This window comes from Janthinobacterium sp. GW823-FHT06H09, from assembly GCF_058794735.1.
This window is the reverse complement of the sequence record NZ_JBXAHC010000005.1, coordinates 399,571-422,352: the sequence shown is the minus strand read 5'-3', so window position 1 is coordinate 422,352 and position 22,782 is coordinate 399,571. Positions and strand designations below refer to the sequence as shown.

Sequence of the window (22,782 nt, the reverse complement as noted above, 5' to 3'; positions counted from 1 at the left end):
TGCATGTGTAAGGCATGCCGCCAGCGTTCAATCTGAGCCAGGATCAAACTCTTCAGTTTAATCTCTGTTACTTTGCCATTTTATTGGCACCGTCATTGCTGACGGGTCGCTCACTCAAAAAACTGACAGGCCACTACTTGCGTAGCGCCTATTTCATTATTTCTTGTGAACATTTGATATTTTAAGTTAGACGCCAATCCGAAGATTGACGCTGCACTTACATCAAATGCCCACACTTATCGACTGTTAATTGTTAAAGAACTGTATTCGGTGCTACTTTCGCGCCATCGACAAAGCGTTGTGTTTGTCAGCTGCGAAGAAGGAAGAGTATGAAGCATTTCAGCACAATCGTCAACTCCTTCTTTTTACTGCATCGCCGTTTCCGGGGATCCTCAACTGCCGCATTTGACTGCGTCTCATTGGGGAGGCGAACTATAGCAAAGCGCCCCCGGAGTAGCAAGGCTTTTCCGGACGAATTGCATCGAACTGCTACAATTTCGCCCCCTCAGCGCAAATTCGCGTCCCACCATAGAAGATTCACCATGAAACAACAAGCTCAAGGATCAGGCCTGCCCCTGAAACGAGCTGGCTTTACCACTGGCTTCGGCGTGCTCGCCGCCACCCTCGGTTCCGCAGTCGGTCTCGGCAATATCTGGAAGTTCCCCTATCTGACAGGCGCCAATGGCGGCGCCGGCTTCCTGCTCATCTATCTGCTCGCCACCTTATTAGTAGGACTGCCCGTGATGATCGCGGAAATCACCCTCGGACGCCGCGCCAAGGTCAATCCGATCTCCACCATGGAACAGCTGGCACCGAAGGACAAACCCTGGTGGCTGGTCGGCTTTATCGGCATGGTCGCCGCCTTCCTGATCGTCGCGTTTTATTCGGAAGTCGTGGGCTGGGTATTTGCGTACATCGCCAAGGCCATCGACGGCTCCATCTTGAGCAGCGACAAACTGGTGACGGAAGCGGCCTTCGCCTCGCTGATCAGCAATCCTTTGCAATCGCTGTTCTGGCAATGGGGCGTGCTGCTGTTTATCGGCGGCATATTGATGCTGGGCGTGACCAAGGGCATCGAGGCGATCGCCAAGAAGCTGATGCCGCTGCTGTTCCTGCTGCTGCTGTTGCTGTGCGCGGTGAGCCTGTCGCTCGATAAGGCGGGCGAAGGCTTGGCTTTCCTGTTCCGCCCTGATTTTTCCAAGCTGACGGCTTCCGTCGTGCTGACGGCCATGGGCCTAGCCTTCTTTAAATTATCCGTCGGCATGGGTACGATGATGACCTACGGCAGCTATTTCCGCGATGACCAGAATATCCCCGTCACCACTTTGCGGGTGATGGCGGCCGACCTCGGTGTATCGATGCTGGCCGGTATCGCCATCTTCCCCGCCGTGTTCACGTTTGGTTTCGCCCCCAGCGCGGGACCGTCGCTGGTGTTCATCACGATTCCGGCCGTGTTTTCGCAAATTCCCATGGGACAAGTGCTGATGGTGGTGTTCTTCATCCTGGCCGCCGTGGCTGCCACGGGGGCGATGCTGTCGCTGATGGAAGTGCCCGTGGTGATTTTCCATGAACGCTTCGGCTGGACGCGCACCAAGTCCACCATCGTGACCATGCTGCTGCTGGCCGTGCTCGGTTCCGTGTGCGCGCTGAGCAACAGCACCCTGGCGGACTTCAAGCTGTTTAACTTGAATATGTTTGATCTGTTCGACTTCGTCTCATCGAATATCTTCCTGCCCGTGGGCGGCATCGCGATTGCCTTGTTTACAGGCTGGGCCTGGGGCAAGCAGCATTTCATCGAGGCGATCAGCAATCATGGCCAGTTGCAAAATCAAACCCTGGCGCACGTGCTGCTGTTCCTGCTGCGCTTTGTCTCGCCCGTGCTGATCCTGATCGTGATGCTGAAGGGATTAAAGGTCTTCTAATCAGAGTACCCGGGTGTAGGTCTGGCGCACCAGCACCCGGTCGCCGCAATCGAAATGCCACCATTCGCTGTTGATGCCAAAAAAGCCCGCCTGGAACATGGCGTCGCGTAACAAGCGGCGGTGCGCCACTTGCTCCTCGGTAATTTCCCCCTTTTCCAGCAAGACAAGCTCCAGTGCAGGATGCGAGCGCTCACTCAGATCATCAAAACCCGTGCCCATGTCCAATTCCCGGCCGTCCGGGCCGACGATGGTGATGTCGAGCGCCATGCCGAACGAGTGGATGGAGCCGCGCGACGGCTCGGCGATGTAGCCCAGCAACTCCGTTCCCTGCAGCGCATCCCACAATTGCTGCTGCACCCGCTGCGGGCGCAGGGCGTCGAGCACCAAGAGATGATGATCGGGGCGATGCGCGGCCAGCCAGGCCACGGCCTGCTCCAGCGCGGCGGCCGCATCGCGGTGCAGCCAGGCGCAATCGATGGGGCTGTATAAGTCGCGGCCGACGAAATTGTCGGGCGTGGCATAGCGCAAGTCGACGGCAATGCCGGCGATGCTGCTCAGATGACGAAATTGCGGATCGCTGCCGACCGCTTCCAATTGCAAACTTGCAACAGACATCAGACTCCTCTTTCCAGGCAGTTGCGCGCCGCCACGCCAATGCTGTCGGCCAGGCGCCGCGCGCCATGCGACAGCGGCGAGTGGCTCGCCGTCAATAAATACAGTTGGATCGGAATGGTGGGCGCCCAGGGACGGCGCTGCAGCCGCTCGGGCGAGCCGGACGCCGCCGTAAACGGGTCGACCACGGCCATGCCGGCGCCCGCTTCCACCAGGGAACGGGCGATTTGATACGTCTGCACCACAGTGGAAAACACGGGATGGATATCCTGCGCCTCGCAGGCGGCCACCACCAGTTCGCCCAGCGGATCGTTGTCCGCATGGCCGATCAGCTCGCCGTTCAGGCCATGCGCCGTCAAAGGCGTGCCGCAATCGGCCGCATGCCAGGTGCCGGACGGGGCGATGACCGTCATGACACCGTGCGCAATGGGCTCGGCCACGATGCCCGGATGGCGCGGGTCTTGCAGCGACACGGCCAGGTCCGCTTCACCGAGGCGCAGGGTATTGACGATCTCGCCCGTGTGGTGGGTAGCCAGTTGGCAACGCGTGTGAGGAAAGTCGCGCCGCCACTCCGTCATGGCAAACGGCAAGACGCTGATGGCAAGCGTCGGCGTCGAGACCAAACGGATGGTTTCCACCGCGTGGCCCTTCAGGCTGGCCGCCAGACGGCGGATGCCCAATAAATCGCGGTTGAGCTTTTCCGTCTCGACAAACAAACGGTGCGCCTCGGGCTTCGGGTACAGCTTGCCCCGCACGCGCTCGAACAGCGGCATGCCCAGTTGCAACTCGCAATGCTGCAAGACCTTGGTCACAGCCGGCTGCGAGATATGCAGGACCTGGGCGGCGCCGCTGATGGTGCCAACTTGCATGATGGCGTGAAACACTTCGATATGACGCAGCCGCATGAGCTATTCCTTTACCTTGCCGTGGCCGCCTGGGCCGTAATGTTCAGCATATAAGAAAAAGTCATGGGCTGGAACGGCCATGCTACTTTGTTGCAACAGCTGTGGCCGGTGTCGTCAGCACTTCCAGCAGGGCTGCCGTCTCGCCGTCGGGCATGCCGTCAAAGCGCGTATTGCGGTACTTCATCTGGAAGGCGATCAGCACATTGCGCGTCGCTTCATCGAATATGCCCGTATTTGGCGTCGCATAGCCGTGCTGGGCCAGCTTTTTCTGGAACCAGACGGCGTCCGGCACTTGCTGCTCAAAAATGAGGCGCTGCGCGGCCACGCGGTTGGCATTGGGCCAGACGATCAGGCCCGCATCGGCCAGCTGGCGCCATGGAAACAGCGGACCCGGGTCCTGCTTGCGCTGCGGGGCGATTTCGTTGTGGCCCAGGATATTTTCCGGCGCGATGTTGTAGCGGGCCTGGATATCTTTCAACAGCGGAATCAGTTCATCGACCTGTGCCTGGGGGAAGGGATACCAGAGGCGGCCTTCCGGCGTGTCCTTGTAGCCAGGGTTGACGATCTCGATGCCGATCGAGCTGACATTCAACTGTGTATAAGTCTTCCAGTTACTCACACCCGCGTGATTGGCCTGGCGCGATTCGTCGACCAGCACGTAAAACTTCGGCTTATCCGTGTCCGTCAGCAAATAATGGCTGCTGACTACTTGTTCCGTCAGGATCTTGATCGAGCGGGGCAGGTCGCTGACCGTGTAATGGATGACGATGAATTTCACGCGCGGGCTCTGGCTGCGCGCCGTCAAGCTATGGTCGAGGTGCGGCGCGGGCGTGGTACAGGCGGAAAGCAGGGCCACCAGCAGGGCGAGGGCGATTTTTTTCATGAAAGATCCGTGTTCGGGTTAATAAAATAGTCAGTTCTTGCCAGTGCGCTGGCTGGCCGTCCTGGCCGCCAGCTTGGCCGCGGCCTCATGCGAATGGGCAACTTTTTGCTCCATCATCAACGATACAGGCAAAGCGGCGCACATGGCAGCCGCGATGGCCGGGTGCAATTGCGCCGCACGCCCGGCCAGCACCACGGGACGGGGGCCGTAGCGCGCCGTCAGCGCCAGCGCCAATCGCGCCAGTTCCTGTCCCGCGCGCTGCAAGATGTCCAGCGCCAGCGGGTCGGCATCCGCACTGGCGGCCACGGCCAGCGCCAGCCGGCCGATGGCGCCCCGGTCCTGACCATACATGAAGGCGCGCGACAGCGACCAGTCGCTGCCGCCCAGTTGCGCAAATACGGCTTCGGCCATAGGCGAGCTGTGCCAGCTGCCGGGCGCCTCGTCTTCGCGGCGCCAGATGTGGCGCAAGGCTTCGCGCGCGATCCAGTAGCCGCCGCCGCCATCGTCGAGCAGCACGCCGCGCCCGCCCGCGCGGTGAAACACGCCGTCCGCATCGATCCAGGCGGCAATCGAACCCGTGCCAGCGTAGACCAGATAACCTTCGCCAGGTTCAAAACTGTCGCGATAGGCGATTTCAATGTCGTTGCCCAGGCTGACGTCAGCGGCATCCAGCGCCAGCAGGCTGGCCAAGGTTTGCGCCAGCGCAACATCGTCGCCGCCAAAACCCGTCAAACCCGCCACCACGGCGCGCGGTTGGCCGACGGCCAGCACTTGCTTGCACAATGTTGCAAACGTGGCGTGCACGGCGGCGCGGCCCGCATCGCTGCTCATTTGCAAGGCAGACAAGCCTTCCACGGCGCCGTCGGCCACGATGGTGCCGTCGCCGGTAGCCAGCGCCCAGCGCGTCTGCGTGCCGCCCGCGTCGATGCCCAGCCCGAGCACGGCAGTATCAGTATTGGTTGCAGGGAAGGAAATCATGGCATGAGTGTAAAGCCAAGCGGAGCTTGCAGGCATGAAAGCTTGCGCATGTTTCATGCCTGCAGGTTATGGACTAGCGGTGAACGGTCAGCAATTACTTGGCGGGGCCCGTAAACGGTGCGCGCACGGTGACGCGAGGGCTTTCATTGCCGAGGCGGTCTACGGCGCTGACCACCACCGCATTGACTTTACCGATGCCATCATCAACCAGGGTCAGTTCAGCCTGCACGCCAGTGACCACGGTGAAGCGCCAGTCTTCGCCATAGCGGGCCCAGATGGCGTATTGCGCCACGGGTTTGCCGCCGCCCGACGTCAATTTGACGTTCAGGCTGCTGGAATCGCGGCGCAAAGCCAGCACCGGCGTGCCCGGCGCTTCCTTGCCCAGCCAGGGCGTGGCGGGGATCAGGGCCGGGCTTTGATACACGCTCGCCTTGAGTTGCTCGCTGACACCCTTGCGGTTCTGCATCAGGGGCACCATGCTGAAATGCACTTGGCCATTCGCGCCGGGGCGCGTGCGCGTCACTTCGATCTGCTTGATGATCTCTTGCGGCGTGAAGGACTTGGCGGAATTGTCGATGCGGCTCGTATATAAACCGGGCCACACGTGACGGCCATACGGATTTTGCGCGAGCCAGTAGTCGAGCAGCACGCCAAACGCTTGCGGCGCCTGCGCCACGGGCCAGTACAGCTGCGGCGACAGATAATCGAGCCAGCCCTTGGCCAGCCACAGTTCCGCATCCGCATACAATTTATCGTACTGGCTGAAGCCGACGATGCCGGCAGGGCGGCGGTCGGGACGGCCAATGCCAAACGGGCTGATGCCGAAACGCACCCAGCTCTTTTCGCGGTGGATGCCGGTATACAAGGCTTCGATCAGCTGGTTGACGTTCTGGCGACGCCAGGAAGCGCGGTCCAGCTGGCCGCCGGCCAGCAGATATTGCTGCCAGGAAGGCTCATCGGGAAATGGCAGTTCGCGCTTGGCGCCGCCATTGCCCGCGTCCAGCGCGGCCGTTTCCGCACCGGCGCCGGCGCCAGGCGCGTCGATCGGATACGGATAAAAATAGTCGTCGATGTGCACGCCGTCGATATCGTAGCGGCGCACCACGTCGAGCACCACGTCCGTCGTATGCTTGGACGCGGCCGCATCGCCCGGGTCCATCCACAGGTAGCGGCCGTATTGCTTGACGGACGCGGGGTTGGTGGACGCGAAACTGTCGCGCGCCAGCGGCGACTTGGCCGTGGCGTGACGGGCCCGGTACGGGTTGAACCAGGCGTGCAATTCCAGGCCGCGCGCATGCGCCTGGGCCACCCAGAAGGCCAGCGGGTCATACATGGGCAATGGCGGCTGGCCTTGCTTGCCTGTCAGGTATTCCGACCACGGTTCCAGCTGCGAGGGGTAAATCGTGTCGGCGCTGGGGCGCACCTGCAGCACAATCGCGTTCAGATTCAAGGACTTGGCGCGGTCGAGGATGGCGATCGCTTCGGCTTGCTGCTTGGCGACAGGCAAATTGCTGCGGCTGGGCCAGTCGATATTGGCCACCGTCGAAACCCAGGCGGCGCGAAACTCGCGCGGCGCCGGCGGCGGCACTTCGCCCGTGATGTGCTGCACGGGCGGCACGGCCGGCAAGCCCGCTTCGCCTGGCGTCACTGCGGACGGCATTTTGGTGCTGGTACAGCTGCTGAGCAATGTGGCGGTGGCCAAGGCGGCCAGCACGCCGGCCGTGGCGCCCAGGCGTTTTTTGAAAGTAGACAACAAAACAATTCCTTGCAGTGGTGAAGCCCAAGTCTATCGGTGCGGGCATTTTACTGTGCGCCCGCCATCCATGCGGGCGCACGGTTCAAAAGAATCAGACTTCGGCCTTCTTGCCGAATTCGGGATCGATCTTGACCAGCGCGGCCATGATGAAAGCGGGAATCGTGGCGATGCACACCCAGATGAAGAAGTACTGGTAGCCGAGCATTTGCTGGATCCAGCCGCTGGCCATGCCCGGCAACATCATGCCCAGGGCCATGAAGCCCGTGCAAATGGCGTAATGGGCCGTTTTATGCGCGCCATCGGAGACCATGATCATGTACAACATGTACGAGGCGAAACCGAAGCCGTAACCGAATTGCTCCAACGCAATGCCACCGGCGATCACATAAATGTTGCTGGGCATGGCGCTGGCCAGGTAGACAAACACCAGGTCGGGCAAGTGGACGGACAGCACCATGATCCACAGGCAACGCTTCAAGCCGAAGCGGGAAATGATGAAGCCTCCCAGCAAGCCGCCCAGGGTCAGGGCGATCACGCCGATGGTGCCGTAGACGAGGCCCACCTGTTCCGTGCTCAGGCCCAGGCCGCCCTTGGCGACGGGGTCGAGCAGGAAGGGCGCGGCCAATTTGAGCAGTTGCGCTTCGCCGAGGCGGAACAGCAGCAAGAAGCCGAGGATGACGACAATATCCTTCTTCTTGAAGAAGACCGCAAAGGTGGCGACGAACTCTTGCAACGGAGAAACACCGGCGTCCTGGATGCTGGGACGGTCCTCCTTCGGTTTCGGCAAGACAAAATAGTGGTACAGGAAGAGGGCGATGAACAGGCCCGCCAGAATCGCGAACACGACGGACCAGGCCAGCTGCACATTGCCCGTCGCATGCGTCAGATAGCCGGCCAGATACACCAGGCCGCCCTGGCCGGCGATCATCGCCAGGCGGTAAAACGTGCTGCGCACGCCGACGAAGGCCGCCTGCTGGTGCTCTTCCAGGCCCAGCATATAAAAGCCGTCGGCGGCGATATCATGCGTGGCGGAACTGAAGGCCATCAGCCAGAAGATGGCCAAACTGATCTGGAAAAAGTGGGGCAAGGACGTCGTCAAGGCCACCAGCGCCAGCGCGGCGCCGATCACCAGCTGCAAGCCGACGATCCAGAAACGCTTGGTGCGGTACATATCGATGAAAGGCGACCACAGGGGTTTGATGACCCATGGCAAGTACAACCAGCTCGTGTACAGCGCGATATCGGTATTACTGAAACCGTAGTTCTTGTACATGATCACGGACAAGGTCATGACCACTACGTAGGGGATGCCCTGGCCGAAATACAGGGAAGGGATCCACAGCCACGGATTATTTTTACGCGCCGGGGCGGGTTGTTTCACTAGCTCCATACATCCTTCTTGGTCTCCCAGACAGAAGAATGCCGCGCCATCGGATCACGCCGCCAGTGCCGCCCGCACACTGCCGCCTGCGCCGGCCAACAATGCCTGTGCCTGGTTTGTATTGATTTTTTTGATCAAGGCAACAATCGCCACCTTGACGTGATAGTGGCATTGCTCCAGCACGGTCCTGGCCTGCACCTCGCTGGCGCCGGTGGCATGCATGGTCAGACGCACGGCCCGCCAGATCAGCTTGGCGTTGGTCGGCTTCAAGTCTACCATCAAGTTTCCGTAAGTTTTGTGCAAACCGACCATCAGGGCGCTGGAAATCGTGTTCAGGGTGATTTTTTGCGCCGTACCCGCTTTCAGACGCGTGCTGCCGGAAATGACTTCCGTGCCCGTGTCGAGCACGATGCCGCATTGCGCCTCGTGCGCCACGGGGGCGTCCACATTGTTGGCAATGCCGATCGTCAAGGCGCCCGCCTTGCGCGCGGCCAGCAGGGCGCCCAGCACATACGGCGTGGCGCCGGAGGCGGCCAGCAGGATCACGACATCATTTTCTTGCGGCAACAGGGCCAGCACATCGTGCTCGCCTTGCTGTACATCATCTTCGGCCCCTTCGACGGCCGTGAACATGGCGCCTGCGCCGCCGGCCAGGATGGCGACGGCCCGCTCGGGCGGCCAGGAAAATGTGGGGTTGAGTTCGACGCTGTCGAGCACGCCCAGACGTCCCGATGTGCCCGCGCCCACGTACAGCAAGCGGCCGCCGGCAGCGATGCGGGGCAGGGCGGCCGTGATGGCGGCCCCGATTTGCGGCGAGGCCAGCCGCACGGCTTCGACGGCCCAGAACTGGTCGTCGACCAGCGCCGCCACCAGTTGCTCCACCGGATACAGGTCCAGATCCGGATGCCGCCGGCTCGGGGTTTCAGTTTTCAACATGATTTCAGAACATGGTTGAAGGTGAAACCAGTTTAATACCAACGAGCAAGATCAGCCATGAAAGGATGGCGGGCGGGCATAACGGGAGTTTATGGGTGCACGCGGATCGTGGCGGCCGCCTTCTTACGGCGCGCGGCGCATCTCGGCCACGAAGTCGTAATGGTCGCTGCGGCAATACGAATGCGTCAGTTCCACCGCCTCGCCCGTTTCCAAGTAGGCGATGCGCGTGATGAACAGCACGGCCTGGCCATCGGGGATGCCCAGTTGCTCGGCCAGCACGTCCGTCGCATTCATGGCGCGGATGTGCTGCAAGGCGCGCACGGGGGCCTTCTTGATGCTGCTCAAGTATTCATACAGCGAGTCGCCCATGGCGGCCGGGTCCGGCACGACGCTGAAGGGCAGCACGCTCACTTCATACGCCATCACCACGTCGTCAGCCAGGCGCAGGCGCTCCAGGCGCGCCACTTTCGTGTTCTGCGCCAGGCCCAGGCTCAGCTGCTCGTCGCTGCTGGCGATGACGACTTCGCGCTTGAGCCAGCGCGAGCCGGGACGGTAACCGCGCTGCTGCAGCTGCTCGGAAAAGCTCGACAGGTTCGACAACGGCTGCTCGATGCGCGGGGCAATATAGTTGCCCGAGCCACGGCGGCGCACGACGAGGCCTTGCTCGACCAATTGATCGATGGCCTTGCGGGCAGTCACGCGCGATACGTCGAGCAGTTCGGACAGGGTACGTTCGGATGGCAGGGCCTGGTCTACCTGGTAGCGGCCGTTGCGTACGTCATCGCTCAGCTTGCGGGCGATCTGCATATATAAAGGCGAATTGTCATTTAAATCGACCTTGAGTTCTACGCTGGTCTGGCTCATACAGTTCTCCTTGTCCTCCTAGTGTAATAGCGATGGCGCTTGCGCGTAGCCCGTCGACCCATGAATAAATGGAAAATGACCATAAATAACGGTTATACATTTAAAAAAACAATGTTTTACCGTGCGTATAGCTTTGCATTATAGATAAATAAGCAATTTTCATTGGCCTTGGAAACGATCCCGCCCTATGCTGGCGATGCCTCCACCACATTGCGACACAGGGAAACATGCACAATAAAATGACGGGTTTGCTGGGCTTGCTGCTGCTGGGCACGACCTGGAGCGCGTTGGCCGCGCCACCCGGCAGCGGCAAGGACCAGCAGCCTGCGCTCGATGCGGCCCTGTCCGCCATCGTCGGGGATGCGGCCCACCCGCTGGCCAGCCTGTCCGTGCTGGCCATACGCCAGGGAAAAGTATCGTATCAGCAACAATTTGGCTACCGGCACATCGGCGCCACGCCGGCTGACAGCTTGCCCGTGACGCCGGACACCCTGTTCCGCATCGCTTCCGTATCGAAGATGATGACGACCCTGGGCCTGATGCGCCTGCTCGAGCAGGGCAAGCTGAGCCTGGACCAGGACGTGGGCATTTATTTAGGCTTTTCCCTGCGCAACCCGCATTTCCCCCAGCGGCCCGTGACCTTGCGCAGCCTGCTCAGTCACACTTCCTCGCTGCGCGACGCGGGCGGCTATGCCTGGGGGCCGGAACGCAGCCTGCGTGACGTGTTTACGGCCGGCGGCGACGCGATGTGGGATTCCAGCGCGGCACCCGGCCGCTACTTTACGTATTCCAACCTGAACTGGGGCGTGATCGGCACGGTGATGGAGCAAGTCACGGGCGAGCGCTTCGACTTGCTGATGCGGCGCCTGCTGCTCGATCCCCTGCAGTTGCGCGGCGGCTACCATCCGGCGGCATTCTCTCAGGCAGAGCTGGCGGACACAGCCACCCTGTACCGCAAGCGCACGCTGGAGACGGAAGAGTGGCGGCCGCACGGCCCCTGGATCGCGCAAGCCGACGATTTTGACCAGCATCCGCCTGCCGGCATCGCGCGTTATGTGATCGGCAGCAACGCCACCGTCTTTAGTCCCACGGGCGGCTTGCGCATCTCCGCCGCGGGACTGGGCACCGTCATGCAGATGCTGCTCGACGGTGGCCGCCATGAGGGCAAACAACTATTGCAGCCAGCCAGCATCGCCTTGATGTTTGGCCGCCAATGGCAGCTGGCGCCAGACGCCCGCAATGGCAACAGCGAACGGGGCTTGTACCGCGCCTGGGGCCTGGGCAACCAGCAGTTCGATGCCGTGGCGGGGCAGGGCAACAGCCTGGTCGAGGGCGCCAGCTTCTCCGCCGTGGGCCACCTGGGCGACGCGTATGGCCTCGTCTCCGCCTTCGTGCTCGATTTCAAGCACAAGAATGGCATGGTGATGCTGGTGGGCGGTACGGGCAGCGATCCCGAGCGTTATCCGGGCGCGTATTCCGCCATGGGGCGCAGCGAGGAATTGATACTCACCACCTTGTATCGTGGTGCGATTGGCAATAATGAATAATTTGCACAAAAACAGTGCATTCCTGAAAGTTATGGCTGCACCATGATGTTTCATTGGCTCCCGTGATGGCCAGCCTCTAAGCTCTCATCGAATGCTCCCGCACCATGGGAGCGCAACGCAGCGAGGCAACATGCAGCAACACGTCATCATCATCGGCGGCGGCGTCGTCGGTCTGACATCGGCCTGGTGGCTGGCCGAGGCCGGCTACAAGGTCACAGTACTGGAACGCAATGAACAGGTGGCGATCGCCGCCAGCTACCGCAATGGCGGCCAGCTCAGCTATCGCTATGTGGCACCGCTGGCGGACGCGGGCGTGCCCTTCAAAGCCCTGCAATGGCTGCTGCAGAAGGATGGTCCGCTGCGCTTCCGTCCCGAGGCGGACTGGCGCCAATGGCGCTGGCTGGCCAGTTTCCTGCGCAATTGCAACAGCGCCAGCAATGCACGCACGACGGCCAAGCTGCTGCAACTGGGAGAGTTAAGCCGCGCCGGCATGGCGCAGCTGGAGTTGACCGTACCTCCCGAGGCGTATGCCTGGCGCGACGCGGGCAAACTCATCGTCTACCGCTCGCCCGCCATCTTCCAGCGGGCCGTGGCGCGGCCCGAATCGGAAGAGGCGCGCATCGTCTTGTCGCCGCTTGAAGCCGTACAACGCGAACCGGCGCTGGCCGCCTTGCAAGGCGCGCTGGCGGGCGGCATCTTTACCGAGGGCGAGGCGGTGGCCGATTGCCACGCCTTTTGCCTGGCGCTTGAAGCGCGCCTGCTGCAGCACCCGAATTATTCACTCCTGTTAAAAGGAGAGGCACGCCGTCTCCTCACGCACAAGGGCAGGATCACGGGCGTCGACACCAGCCTGGGCCTGTTGCAGGCAGATCACTACGTGCTGGCGGCCGGCATCCAGAGCCGTGACCTGGCCGCCACGGCCGGCATCTACCTGCCCCTGTATCCGCTGAAAGGCTACAGCCTGACGGCGCCCATCCGCGCGCAGCACCGGGCGCCCGAGATCAGCATCACGGATTTCGAGCGCAAGGTGCTGTATGCGCGCATAGGCGGCGACCTGCGCGTGGCCGCCATGGTCGACATGGTGGGCGCCGACAACAGCATCGACTGGAACCGCATCGCCGGCCTGACGCGGCTGGCGCGCGAAGCCATGCCGCACGGCGCGGACTACGACCAGGCTACGGCCTGGGCTGGCCTGCGCCCCGCCACGCCGAACAGCGCGCCGCTGGTGGGCGCCAGCAAAGTTGCGAACTTGTGGCTCAACGTGGGCCATGGCCCGCTGGGCTTTACCTTTGCCGCCGGCACGGCGCGCATCCTCGCCGATCTCATGGCCGGCAAGGCGCCGCCGTTCGCGCTGGACTTCCTCAGCCCGAAACAATAGCCGGCCAGGGCGGCGCGCACGCGCCGCTGCCGATATGGCGGATAATTGCGGAACTTTCGTGTTCCCAGTCCGCCACAGCATGCCCACACCTCCGACATCTTCCGCCTGCCCCTGCGGCGGCGCCTCCTACGCCAGCTGCTGCGGCCCGTATATCGCGGGCGATGCCTTGCCGCCCACGGCCGAAGCCCTGATGCGCTCGCGCTACACGGCGTTCACCTTGCGCGATGAAGCGTATCTGCGCGCCACCTGGCACGCCAGCACCCGTCCGGCCGACGCTTTATTTGCCGAAGAAGAAAAAGTCCACTGGCTGGGACTTGAGGTAAAATCTGCTTTACGTTTACGTCAACGTAAAGCAGAATCAGCAGATCAAGCCGAAGAGATACACCGCGATACCGTCGAATTCGTGGCCCGCTACAAGGTCAACGGCCGCGCGCACCGCCTGCATGAGGTAAGCCGCTTCGTGCGCGAGGCGGGCGAGGGCGGTGGTGCCCTGCGCTGGTTTTATCTCGACGGCAGTTTTCCCGAATAGCGCGACCCGAGAGACCGGGCGATCATAAAAAGGAACCGCAATGCCGCATATCGAAAGCAAACTCAATCCGCGCAGTGAAGATTTCAAGGCCAATGCCGCGGCCATGCAAGCCATCGTCGACGATCTGCGCGACAAGGTGGAAAAGATCGCGGCCGGCGGCGGCGAAGCGGCTGCCGCCAAGCACCTGGCGCGCGGAAAACTGCTGCCGCGCGACAGAGTCCAGATGCTGCTCGATCCCGGCACACCCTTCCTCGAGTTTTCCCAGATGGCGGCCTACGCCATGTACCAGGACGCCAAGGGCGTCGATGCGGCCCCGAGCGCCGGCATCATCACGGGCATCGGCCGCGTCTCGGGCCAGGAATGCGTCATCGTGTGTAACGACGCTACCGTCAAGGGCGGCACCTATTACCCGATGACGGTGAAAAAGCATTTGCGCGCGCAGGAAATCGCCGACCAGAACAACCTGCCCTGCATCTACCTGGTCGACTCGGGCGGCGCCAACCTGCCGAACCAGGACGACGTCTTCCCCGACCGCGACCATTTCGGCCGCATTTTCTATAACCAGGCGAATTTGTCGGCCAAGGGCATCCCGCAAATCGCCGTCGTGATGGGTTCTTGCACGGCGGGCGGCGCCTACGTGCCGGCCATGAGCGACGAATCGATCATCGTCAAGGAGCAGGGCACGATCTTCCTCGGCGGCCCGCCGCTGGTGAAGGCTGCCACCGGCGAAGTGGTGACGGCGGAAGACCTGGGCGGCGGCGACGTGCATACGCGGCTGTCCGGCGTGGTCGACCACCTGGCGCAGAACGACCTGCATGCGCTGTCGCTGGCGCGCACCATCGTCTCGAATTTGAACCGCACCAAGCCGCAGCAGATGGCGCTGCGCGAGTCCGTCGAACCGACATACCCGACGCAGGAATTGTATGGCGTGATCCCCGTCGATACGCGCAAACCGTTCGACGTGCGCGAGGTGATCGCGCGCATCGTCGACGGCAGCGATTTCGACGAATTCAAGGCGCGCTACGGCACCACCCTGATCTGCGGCTTCGCGCACATCTATGGCGTCAAAGTCGGCATCATCGCCAATAACGGCATCCTGTTCTCGGAATCGGCCTTGAAAGGCACGCATTTCATCGAATTGTGCTGCCAGCGCAAGATCCCGCTCGTCTTCCTGCAAAACATCACGGGCTTCATGGTGGGCCGCAAGTATGAAAACGAGGGCATCGCCCGCAATGGCGCCAAGATGGTGACCGCCGTGGCCACGGCCGCCGTGCCGAAATTCACGGTGATCATCGGCGGCAGCTTCGGCGCCGGCAACTACGGCATGTGCGGCCGCGCGTTCTCTCCCCGCTTCATGTGGATGTGGCCGAATGCCCGCATTTCCGTCATGGGCGGCGACCAGGCCGCTTCCGTGCTGGCCACCGTCAAGCGCGACGGCATCGAAGGCAAGGGCGGCGCATGGAGCGCGGACGAGGAAGCGGCCTTCAAGCAGCCGATCAAGGATCAATACGAACACCAGGGCCACCCGTATTACGCCACCGCGCGCCTGTGGGACGATGGCGTGATCGACCCGGCCGACACCCGCATGGTGCTGGGCCTGGGCCTGTCGGCCGCCCTGAACGCGGAAATCCCGGACACGAAGTTCGGCGTATTCCGCATGTAAGGGAGAGAAAAGCATGGAATTTGAAACCTTAAAGCTGGTCATCGAGGGCAATGTCGCCACCGTGACCCTGAACCGCCCGGACGTGCGCAATGCCTTCAACGAGACGACGATCGCCGAACTGGCGCGCGCCTTCGAGGGGCTGGGGCGCAGCGACATGGTGCGCGCCATCGTGCTGGCCGCGAACGGCGCGGCCTTTTGCGCCGGTGCGGACCTGAACTGGATGAAGAAAATGGCAGGCTATACGCATGCCGAAAACCAGGCCGACGCGCTGCAGCTGGCGCAGATGCTGCGCACGATTTACCTGTGTCCGAAACCCGTGGTGGCGAAGATCCAGGGCGACTGCTATGCGGGCGGCATGGGCCTCGTCGCCGCATGCGATATCATTCTGGTTGCGGAAGACGTGCATTTCTGCCTGAGCGAAGTGCGGCTGGGACTGATCCCGGCCACTATTTCACCGTATGTCATCAAGGCCATGGGCGAAAACGCGGCACGCCGCTATTTCCTGACGGCGGAGCGATTCTCCGCCCGGGAAGCGCTGCGCATCGGCTTTGCCCACGAGGTAGTCGAGGCAAGCGCGCTGGACGCGAAAACCGCCGAGGTACTGAAAGCCCTGACGGGCAACAGCCCGCACGCCGTGGCGCAAGCGAAAACGCTGGTGCGTGACATCGCCGGCCAGCCCGTCGACGACGCGCTGTTGGCGGACACCGCCGAGCGCATCGCGCAGATCCGCGCCTCGGAGCAGGGGCGCGAAGGCGTGCAATCCTTCCTCGACAAGCGCAAGCCGGGTTGGCTCATGGGCTAGTTAATAGTCCAAAGCTCATGGACTAAGAAAATCATTGGAGCAGTTTTGAAAGCAGAAAAACAATCGGGCTGGGTCGAACGCAGTCTGCGCAGCGTGTGGCATCCGTGCACGCAAATGCAGCACCACGAGACTGTACCGCTCATCCCCGTCAGCCATGGCCGCGGCGCCTGGCTGTATGACCACGAAGGACGACGCTACCTGGACGCCATCAGCTCCTGGTGGGTGAACCTGTTCGGCCATGCCAACCCGCGCATCAATGCGGAACTCAAGGATCAACTGGACCGCCTGGAACACGCGATGCTGGCCGGTTTCACGCATGAACCGGTGATCGAGCTGTCGGAAAAGCTCTCCGCGCTCACCAATGGCGTGCTTGGTCACAGTTTTTACGCGTCCGACGGCGCCTCGGCCGTGGAAATCGCCCTGAAAATGAGTTTTCACGCCTGGCGCAACAGCGGCAAGGGAGAAAAACAGGAATTCGTCTGCCTGAAAGGCAGCTACCACGGCGAAACCATCGGCGCGCTGGCCGTCACCGATGTCGCCCTGTTCAAGGATGCATACGGCCCTCTGCTGCGTGCCACGCAGACGGTGATGTCGCCCGACTTCCGCCAGGCGGCAGACAACGAATCGGCGCAGGACGTGGCGCGCCGCGCCGCGGCCGACGTGGAACGGCTGTTCCAGGAAAAGTCCGAAAGAATCGCCGCCATCATCATCGAGCCGCTGGTGCAGTGCGCCACCGGCATGGCCATGCACGACCCGCTGTACCTGTCGCTGGTGCGCGCCCTGTGCGACCGCTATCAAGTCCATCTGATCCTCGACGAGATCGCCGTCGGCTGCGGCCGCACGGGCACGTTCTTTGCGTGCGAACAGGCCGGCATCTGGCCCGATTTCGTCTGCCTGTCCAAGGGCATCAGCGGCGGCTACCTGCCTTTATCGCTGGTAATGACGCGCGAAGATATTTATCAGGCGTTCTACAGCACCGACGTGCGCCGCGGTTTTTTGCATTCGCACTCGTACACGGGCAACCCGCTGGCCTGCCGCGCGGCGCTGGCAACCCTGTCGATTTTCGAGGAAGACGACGTGCTGGCGGCCAACCGGGAACGCGCCGCCAGGATCACGCGCGCCCTGGCGCCGCTGGCGCAGCATGAAAAAGTCAAGAATTTCCGCCAGCAGGGCATGATCTGGGCCTTTGACGCCGTCGATGCGGCGCCCGACTTTTCGCGCCGCTTCTTCAGCACGGCGCTGGAACACGAACTGCTGATGCGCCCCATCGGCTCCACCGTCTACCTGATGCCGCCGTACATCCTCGACAACGCCGAAATCGCGGGCCTGGGCCAACAGACGCTGGCCGTCTTCAACAAAGTGATCGGAGCCTGAGATGGAACTGCTCACGCGCTTGAAGCAGCAGCTGCAGGGGCTGGAAGAGCGCAGCCTGATCCGCCGCCGCCGCACCGTCGACACGCCGTGCGCGCCGCGCCTGACGGTCGATGGCCGCGACATGCTGGCCTTTTGCAGCAATGACTACCTGGGCCTGGCGTCGCATCCGCGCATCGTCGATGCGCTGAAAGAGGGTGCCGACCTGTATGGCGCCGGCAGCGGCGCGTCGCACCTGATCAGTGGCCACAGCCGCGCCCACGCGCAACTGGAAGAACGGCTGGCCGCGTTTGTCGGCGCCAACCTGGAACAGGCGCGCGCGCTGTATTTCTGCACCGGCTACATGGCCAACCTGGCTGTGATCACCGCCCTGGCGGCGGGCGATCCGGACGCGGAGATCTTCTCGGAAGCGCTGAACCACGCTTCGCTGATCGACGGCACGCGCCTGGCACGCGTCAAGACGCGCGTGTATCCGCATGCGGATCTCGACGCCTTGGCGGCCCTGCTGGCGGAAAGCAAAGCCAAAACGAAAATCGTCGTCACCGACAGCGTCTTCAGCATGGATGGCGACCTGGCGCCGCTGCCCGCGCTGCTGGCCCTATGCGAGCAGTATGGCGCCTGGCTGGTGGTCGACGATGCGCACGGCTTCGGCGCACTGGGAGCCAATGGCCGCGGCGCGCTCGAACACTTCGGCCTGCACTCACCGCACCTGGTCTACGTGGGCACGCTGGGAAAATCGGCCGGCGTGGGCGGCGCCTTCGTTTGCGCGCACGAAGCCGTGATCGAGACGCTGATCCAGAAGGCCCGCCCCTACATCTTCACCACGGCGGCCGCGCCCGCGCTCGCGCATGCGCTGCTGGCCAGCCTGGACATCATCGCCGGTGAAGAAGGAAAACAACGCCGGATGCACCTGGCCGCGCTGGTGGCGCAATGGAACGACGGCTTGCAGCTGCAGCGCTGGCAAGCCTTGCCGTCGCTCTCCGCCATCCAGCCCGTCATCATCGGCGAGAATGCGGACATGCTGGACATCGCCGCCCAACTCTATAAGCAAGGCCTGTGGGTCGGCGCCATCCGCCCGCCCACCGTCCCTGCCGGCACGGCGCGCCTGCGCGTAACCCTGTCGGCCGGCCATACGGCGCAGGAAGTGGCGCAATTGATCAACGCAGTCAACACCCTGGAAAGGACTCGCCATGAGCCTTGATGACCCTATCGTGGCGGAAGTGCTGGCGGACCTGGCGCCGGCCGTGCAACCGGCGCCGGCAGCCATCGGCCTGCCCTCGCGCTTTGCCTGTTTCGTCACCGGCACCGACACGGAAATCGGCAAGACCTTGACGTCGTCGGCCCTGCTGCACGCGCTGGTGGCGCGCGGCGTGCGCGCCTGCGGCATGAAGCCCGTGGCTGCCGGCGCCGAGATGCGCGACGGCGAACTGCATAATGAAGACGCCGACAGCCTGATCGCCGCCGGCAACGTCACCATGCTGCGCAATATCACCACGCCGTATATGCTGAAGGAACCGGCCGCGCCGCACATCGCCGCCGCGCTCGAAGGCGTGAGCATCGAGTCCGTACCGATCCTGGCCGCCTACCTGGAAATCGCCGCCGCGTCGGACGCCGTCGTGGTCGAAGGCGTGGGCGGTTTCCGCGTGCCGCTGTCGCCCGGTTTCGATTCGGCCGACCTGGCGCAGCAGCTCGACCTGCCCGTGATCCTCGTGGTCGGCATGCGTCTGGGCTGCATCAGCCAGGCCTTGCTGACGGTGGAAGCCATCGAGGCGCGCGGCCTGACGGTGATCGGCTGGGTCGCCAACACACTGGAAGTGGAAATGCGCTTCCTCGACGAAAATATCGATGCGCTGATCGAGCGCATCCCGGCGCCGCTGCTGGGCAGGGTGCCGCGCCTGGCGCAACCCACTGCGGAAGCGGCGGCGGCGTATCTCGATTTCACCGGCTTGCCCAACTGGCCGGCGCAGCATCCCAACACTTAAACGCATTCAAAAATAGAAACGAAGGAATCACATGTCTCACGTCCAAGAAGCAGCAAAAACCGTCGAACTGCACCGCCCAGCGGCGCGCATCACCGTGCCGGAAGCGGCCACCTGGCCCGTCGCCGACGTGCTGGCCCTGTTCGACCTGCCATTCAATGACTTGATGTTCAAGGCCCAGCAAACCCACCGCGTCAACTTCCCCGACGGCGACGTGGAACTGGCGACCCTGTTGTCGATCAAGACCGGCGGCTGCGAGGAAGACTGCGGCTACTGCCCGCAGGCGGCCCGCTACGACACGGGCGTGGAAGCGAAGAAAATTCTCGACATCGACACGGTGCTCGACGCGGCCCGCCAGGCGAAAGCCAATGGCGCCACGCGCTTCTGCATGGGCGCCGCCTGGCGCGGCCCGAAGGATCGCGACATGGACAAAGTCGAAGAGATGGTCAGCAAAGTGAAAGCGCTGGGCCTGGAAACCTGCGCCACCCTGGGCATGCTGGAAGAAGGACAAGCGGACCGCCTGAAAAACGCCGGCCTGGACTTCTACAACCATAACCTCGATACGGCGCCCGAGTTCTACGACAACGTCATCTCGACGCGCGAATACCAGGACCGCCTCGATACTTTGGGCCGCGTGCGCGAAGCGGGCTTGAAAGTGTGCTGCGGCGGCATCGTCGGCATGGGCGAGACGCGCTTGCAGCGCGCGGGCCTGATCGCCCAGCTGGCCAATCTGAATCCGTACCCGGAATCGGTGCCCGTCAACCACCTGGTGCAGGTGGAAGGCACGCCTTTGTTCGGCCTGGAAGCGCTGGACCCGTTCGAATTCGTGCGCACGATCGCCGTGGCCCGCATCACCATGCCGAAAGCGCGCGTGCGTCTGTCGGCCGGCCGCCGCCAGATGGGCGAAGCCGTGCAGGCGATGTGCTTCCTGGCCGGCGCCAACTCCATTTTCTATGGCGACAAGCTGCTCACCACCGACAACCCGGAAGCGGAAGACGACCGCACCTTGCTGGGTAAGCTGGGCTTGCAGACGCGCGGCGCCATGCTGGAATCGGTACAGAAAGAGAAGTGCGGCTGCTGATCCAGCCCTGTCGGGTTACGCCGTGCCGGCTAACCCGACCTACGATATACAGCCTCACCAATGCGTAGGTCGGCTTAGCGCAAAGCGCGTAAGCCGACACGCCAGCACACAACGTCCATGACAAGAGACAGCTGCCCCTTTTTGAGAGAATAGAGAGAGACCATGTTCACTAAAATCCTGATCGCCAACCGCGGCGAAATCGCTTGCCGTGTCGCCGCTACCGCGCGCCGCATGGGCATCCAGACCGTCGCCGTGTATTCGGAAGCGGACGCCAACGCCAAGCACGTCGCCGTCTGCGACGAAGCGGTGCTGATCGGCCCCGCGCCGGCCAAGGAAAGCTATCTGTGCGGCGACAAGATCATCGCCGTGGCGCTGGCCACTGGCGCCCAGGCGATCCACCCCGGCTACGGCTTTTTGTCCGAGAACGCCGACTTCGCCGACGCCTGCCACGCGGCGGGCCTGGTCTTCATCGGCCCGCCGGCGTCCGCCATGCGCGCCATGGGCTCGAAATCAGCCGCCAAGTCGCTGATGGAAAAAGCGAACGTGCCGCTGGTGCCCGGCTACCACGGCGAGAATCAGGATGCGGACTTCCTGCACGGCCAGGCCGACAAGATCGGCTACCCCGTGCTGCTGAAGGCTTCGGCCGGCGGCGGCGGCAAGGGCATGCGCGTCATCGACAACAGCGCCGACTTCAAGGCGGCGCTGGCCTCGTGCAAGCGCGAAGCGATCAGCTCTTTCGGCGACGACAAGGTGCTGGCCGAAAAATACCTGTCGCGTCCGCGGCATATCGAAATCCAGGTGTTCGCCGACACGCTCGGCAACTGCATCTACCTGTTTGAGCGCGATTGCTCGGTGCAGCGCCGTCACCAGAAGGTGCTGGAAGAAGCGCCGGCGCCGGGCATGCCGGCTGACCGCCGCGCGGCCATGGGCGAGGCGGCCGTCGCCGCCGCCAAGGCCGTCGGCTACGTGGGTGCGGGCACGGTGGAATTCATCGCCAACCAGGATGGCTCGTTCTACTTCATGGAGATGAACACGCGCCTGCAGGTGGAACACCCGGTGACGGAAATGATCACCGGCACCGACTTGGTGGAATGGCAATTGCGCGTCGCCTTTGGCGAGCCGCTGCCGAAAAAACAGAATGAATTGACGATCCACGGCCACGCCATCGAGGCGCGCATCTACGCGGAAAACCCGGAAAAGGGCTTTTTGCCGTCGATCGGCACCCTGCGCCACATGCAGTCACCATCGGCCGTGACGTTCGAACTGGGCGGCACCGTGGTGCCGGCGTCCGTGCGCATCGATTCGGGCGTGCGCGAAGGCGACGCCATCTCGCCGTTCTACGACCCGATGATCGCCAAGCTGATCGTCTGGGGCGCGGACCGCCGCGAAGCGCTGGCGCGCATGGCGCAGGCGCTGTCCGACTACCAGATCGTCGGCCTGGCCAGCAATATCGCCTTCCTGAAGCGCCTGGTCGAAGGCCAGGCGTTTGCCAGCGCGGACCTCGATACGGGTTTGATCGAGCGCAATCAGGCGTCGCTGTTCCCCGCCCTGCAGCCGGCACCCGACACGGCCCTGGCGCTGGCATCCGTCGCCCTGCTGCTGGAAGAAAAAACGGCCGCCGAAGCGCAGTCGGCCAACCGCGCCGACCCGTGGGGCAACGCCCTGGGTTGGCGCTTGAACAGCACTCTGGGGCGCAGCCTGTCGTTCGCCGATGAATTCGCACTGGCCAGCGACGACAAAACCTATGCCGCGCGCATCGCCTACAAGACCGATGGCTGGCTGTTCAACGGCCAGCCCCTGAGCTTGACGGCGCGCACAGGCAACGAGCTGCACATCAAGCTGGGCGAGCGTGCCGTGCATGGCACGGTGCTGCGCGACGGCGAGCAGTTCCACGTATTCACCGGCGGCTTGCATTACACGCTGCACTACAGCGACCCGATGGCGCATGCGGGCGAAGTGGAAGCGGAAGGCGGCCGCCTGACGGCGCCCATGCCGGGCAAGGTCGTCGCCGTGCTGGTCAACAAAGGGCAGGACGTCAGGAAGGGCGAGCCTTTGGTCATCATGGAAGCGATGAAGATGGAGCACACGATCGCCGCGCCGCACGACGGCCTGGTGGAAGACGTGCTGTACGCGGTCGGCGACCAGGTGGCCGATGGCGCGCCGCTGCTGGCTTTCAAGGCTGCCGCATAGAGGCA

General features: G+C 63.0%; 19 protein-coding genes. 11 read left to right on the top strand and 8 right to left on the bottom strand.

Features of this window, described 5'->3' with window-relative positions; all coding sequences use genetic code 11:
• Positions 1-542: 542 nt before the first annotated feature.
• Positions 543-1,922 carry a sodium-dependent transporter gene (locus tag AC1Q6X_RS11100; protein WP_492496940.1) on the top strand — a complete coding sequence of 460 codons (1,380 nt, stop codon included), beginning with the start codon at positions 543-545 and terminating at the stop codon, positions 1,920-1,922.
• On the opposite strand, the gene AC1Q6X_RS11095 is transcribed toward AC1Q6X_RS11100, so the two are convergent.
• The 8 genes from AC1Q6X_RS11095 to AC1Q6X_RS11060 all read right to left on the bottom strand — a co-directional run bounded on the left by AC1Q6X_RS11095 (position 1,923) and on the right by AC1Q6X_RS11060 (position 10,237).
• Positions 1,923-2,537 (bottom strand): M15 family metallopeptidase, encoded by a 615-nt coding sequence (locus tag AC1Q6X_RS11095; RefSeq protein ID WP_492496938.1) that lies wholly within the window; start codon positions 2,535-2,537, stop codon positions 1,923-1,925.
• On the bottom strand, positions 2,537-3,439 hold the full coding sequence (locus AC1Q6X_RS11090; protein ID WP_492496936.1) for a LysR family transcriptional regulator: 903 nt from the start codon (positions 3,437-3,439) through the stop codon (positions 2,537-2,539). The genes AC1Q6X_RS11095 and AC1Q6X_RS11090 overlap by 1 nt, the downstream gene beginning before the upstream one ends.
• Before the next feature lie 82 nt (positions 3,440-3,521).
• On the bottom strand, positions 3,522-4,322 hold the full coding sequence (locus AC1Q6X_RS11085; RefSeq protein WP_230504495.1) for an N-acetylmuramoyl-L-alanine amidase: 801 nt from the start codon (positions 4,320-4,322) through the stop codon (positions 3,522-3,524).
• A gap of 30 nt (positions 4,323-4,352) precedes the next feature.
• On the bottom strand, positions 4,353-5,300 hold the full coding sequence (locus AC1Q6X_RS11080; protein WP_492496934.1) for a BadF/BadG/BcrA/BcrD ATPase family protein: 948 nt from the start codon (positions 5,298-5,300) through the stop codon (positions 4,353-4,355).
• Positions 5,301-5,394: 94 nt separating this feature from the next.
• Positions 5,395-7,056 (bottom strand): glycoside hydrolase family 10-like protein, encoded by a 1,662-nt coding sequence (locus AC1Q6X_RS11075; protein WP_492496932.1) that lies wholly within the window; start codon positions 7,054-7,056, stop codon positions 5,395-5,397.
• 91 nt (positions 7,057-7,147) lie between these two features.
• A complete protein-coding gene (locus AC1Q6X_RS11070) occupies positions 7,148-8,446 on the bottom strand; it encodes an MFS transporter (protein WP_492496930.1) in 1,299 nt (432 codons plus the stop codon).
• Positions 8,447-8,491: 45 nt separating this feature from the next.
• Positions 8,492-9,373, bottom strand: a complete 882-nt coding sequence (locus AC1Q6X_RS11065; RefSeq protein WP_492496928.1) for an N-acetylmuramic acid 6-phosphate etherase — start codon at positions 9,371-9,373, stop codon at positions 8,492-8,494.
• Positions 9,374-9,496: 123 nt separating this feature from the next.
• Positions 9,497-10,237: a GntR family transcriptional regulator gene (locus tag AC1Q6X_RS11060; protein WP_086140517.1), complete on the bottom strand. Its 741-nt coding sequence runs from the start codon at positions 10,235-10,237 to the stop codon at positions 9,497-9,499.
• A gap of 227 nt (positions 10,238-10,464) precedes the next feature.
• Here AC1Q6X_RS11060 and AC1Q6X_RS11055 point away from each other — a divergent pair, with 227 nt between their 5' ends.
• From AC1Q6X_RS11055 to AC1Q6X_RS11010, 10 genes are all read left to right on the top strand, one after another.
• Positions 10,465-11,784 carry a serine hydrolase domain-containing protein gene (locus AC1Q6X_RS11055; protein WP_492496925.1) on the top strand — a complete coding sequence of 440 codons (1,320 nt, stop codon included), beginning with the start codon at positions 10,465-10,467 and terminating at the stop codon, positions 11,782-11,784.
• 91 nt (positions 11,785-11,875) lie between these two features.
• Positions 11,876-13,162: a D-amino acid dehydrogenase gene (locus AC1Q6X_RS11050; RefSeq protein WP_492496923.1), complete on the top strand. Its 1,287-nt coding sequence runs from the start codon at positions 11,876-11,878 to the stop codon at positions 13,160-13,162.
• A 79-nt stretch (positions 13,163-13,241) separates the two neighbouring features.
• A complete protein-coding gene (locus AC1Q6X_RS11045) occupies positions 13,242-13,691 on the top strand; it encodes a YchJ family protein (protein ID WP_230504481.1) in 450 nt (149 codons plus the stop codon).
• 40 nt (positions 13,692-13,731) lie between these two features.
• Positions 13,732-15,354 carry a carboxyl transferase domain-containing protein gene (locus tag AC1Q6X_RS11040; RefSeq protein ID WP_326456617.1) on the top strand — a complete coding sequence of 541 codons (1,623 nt, stop codon included), beginning with the start codon at positions 13,732-13,734 and terminating at the stop codon, positions 15,352-15,354.
• Between the two features lie 13 nt (positions 15,355-15,367).
• Positions 15,368-16,156 (top strand): enoyl-CoA hydratase/isomerase family protein, encoded by a 789-nt coding sequence (locus tag AC1Q6X_RS11035; RefSeq protein WP_492496920.1) that lies wholly within the window; start codon positions 15,368-15,370, stop codon positions 16,154-16,156.
• 45 nt (positions 16,157-16,201) lie between these two features.
• A complete protein-coding gene (gene bioA / locus AC1Q6X_RS11030; RefSeq protein WP_492496918.1) occupies positions 16,202-17,530 on the top strand; it encodes an adenosylmethionine--8-amino-7-oxononanoate transaminase in 1,329 nt (442 codons plus the stop codon).
• Position 17,531: 1 nt separating this feature from the next.
• Positions 17,532-18,728, top strand: a complete 1,197-nt coding sequence (bioF, locus tag AC1Q6X_RS11025; protein ID WP_492496916.1) for an 8-amino-7-oxononanoate synthase — start codon at positions 17,532-17,534, stop codon at positions 18,726-18,728.
• The gene (gene bioD / locus AC1Q6X_RS11020; RefSeq protein ID WP_492496915.1) at positions 18,718-19,509 is read left to right on the top strand and encodes a dethiobiotin synthase; all 792 of its coding nucleotides are present in this window, start codon (positions 18,718-18,720) and stop codon (positions 19,507-19,509) included. The genes bioF and bioD overlap by 11 nt, the downstream gene beginning before the upstream one ends.
• Positions 19,510-19,540: 31 nt before the next feature.
• The gene (bioB, locus tag AC1Q6X_RS11015; RefSeq protein ID WP_070312655.1) at positions 19,541-20,587 is read left to right on the top strand and encodes a biotin synthase BioB; all 1,047 of its coding nucleotides are present in this window, start codon (positions 19,541-19,543) and stop codon (positions 20,585-20,587) included.
• Between the two features lie 162 nt (positions 20,588-20,749).
• Positions 20,750-22,777 carry an acetyl/propionyl/methylcrotonyl-CoA carboxylase subunit alpha gene (locus tag AC1Q6X_RS11010; RefSeq protein WP_492496913.1) on the top strand — a complete coding sequence of 676 codons (2,028 nt, stop codon included), beginning with the start codon at positions 20,750-20,752 and terminating at the stop codon, positions 22,775-22,777.
• Positions 22,778-22,782: the final 5 nt, after the last annotated feature.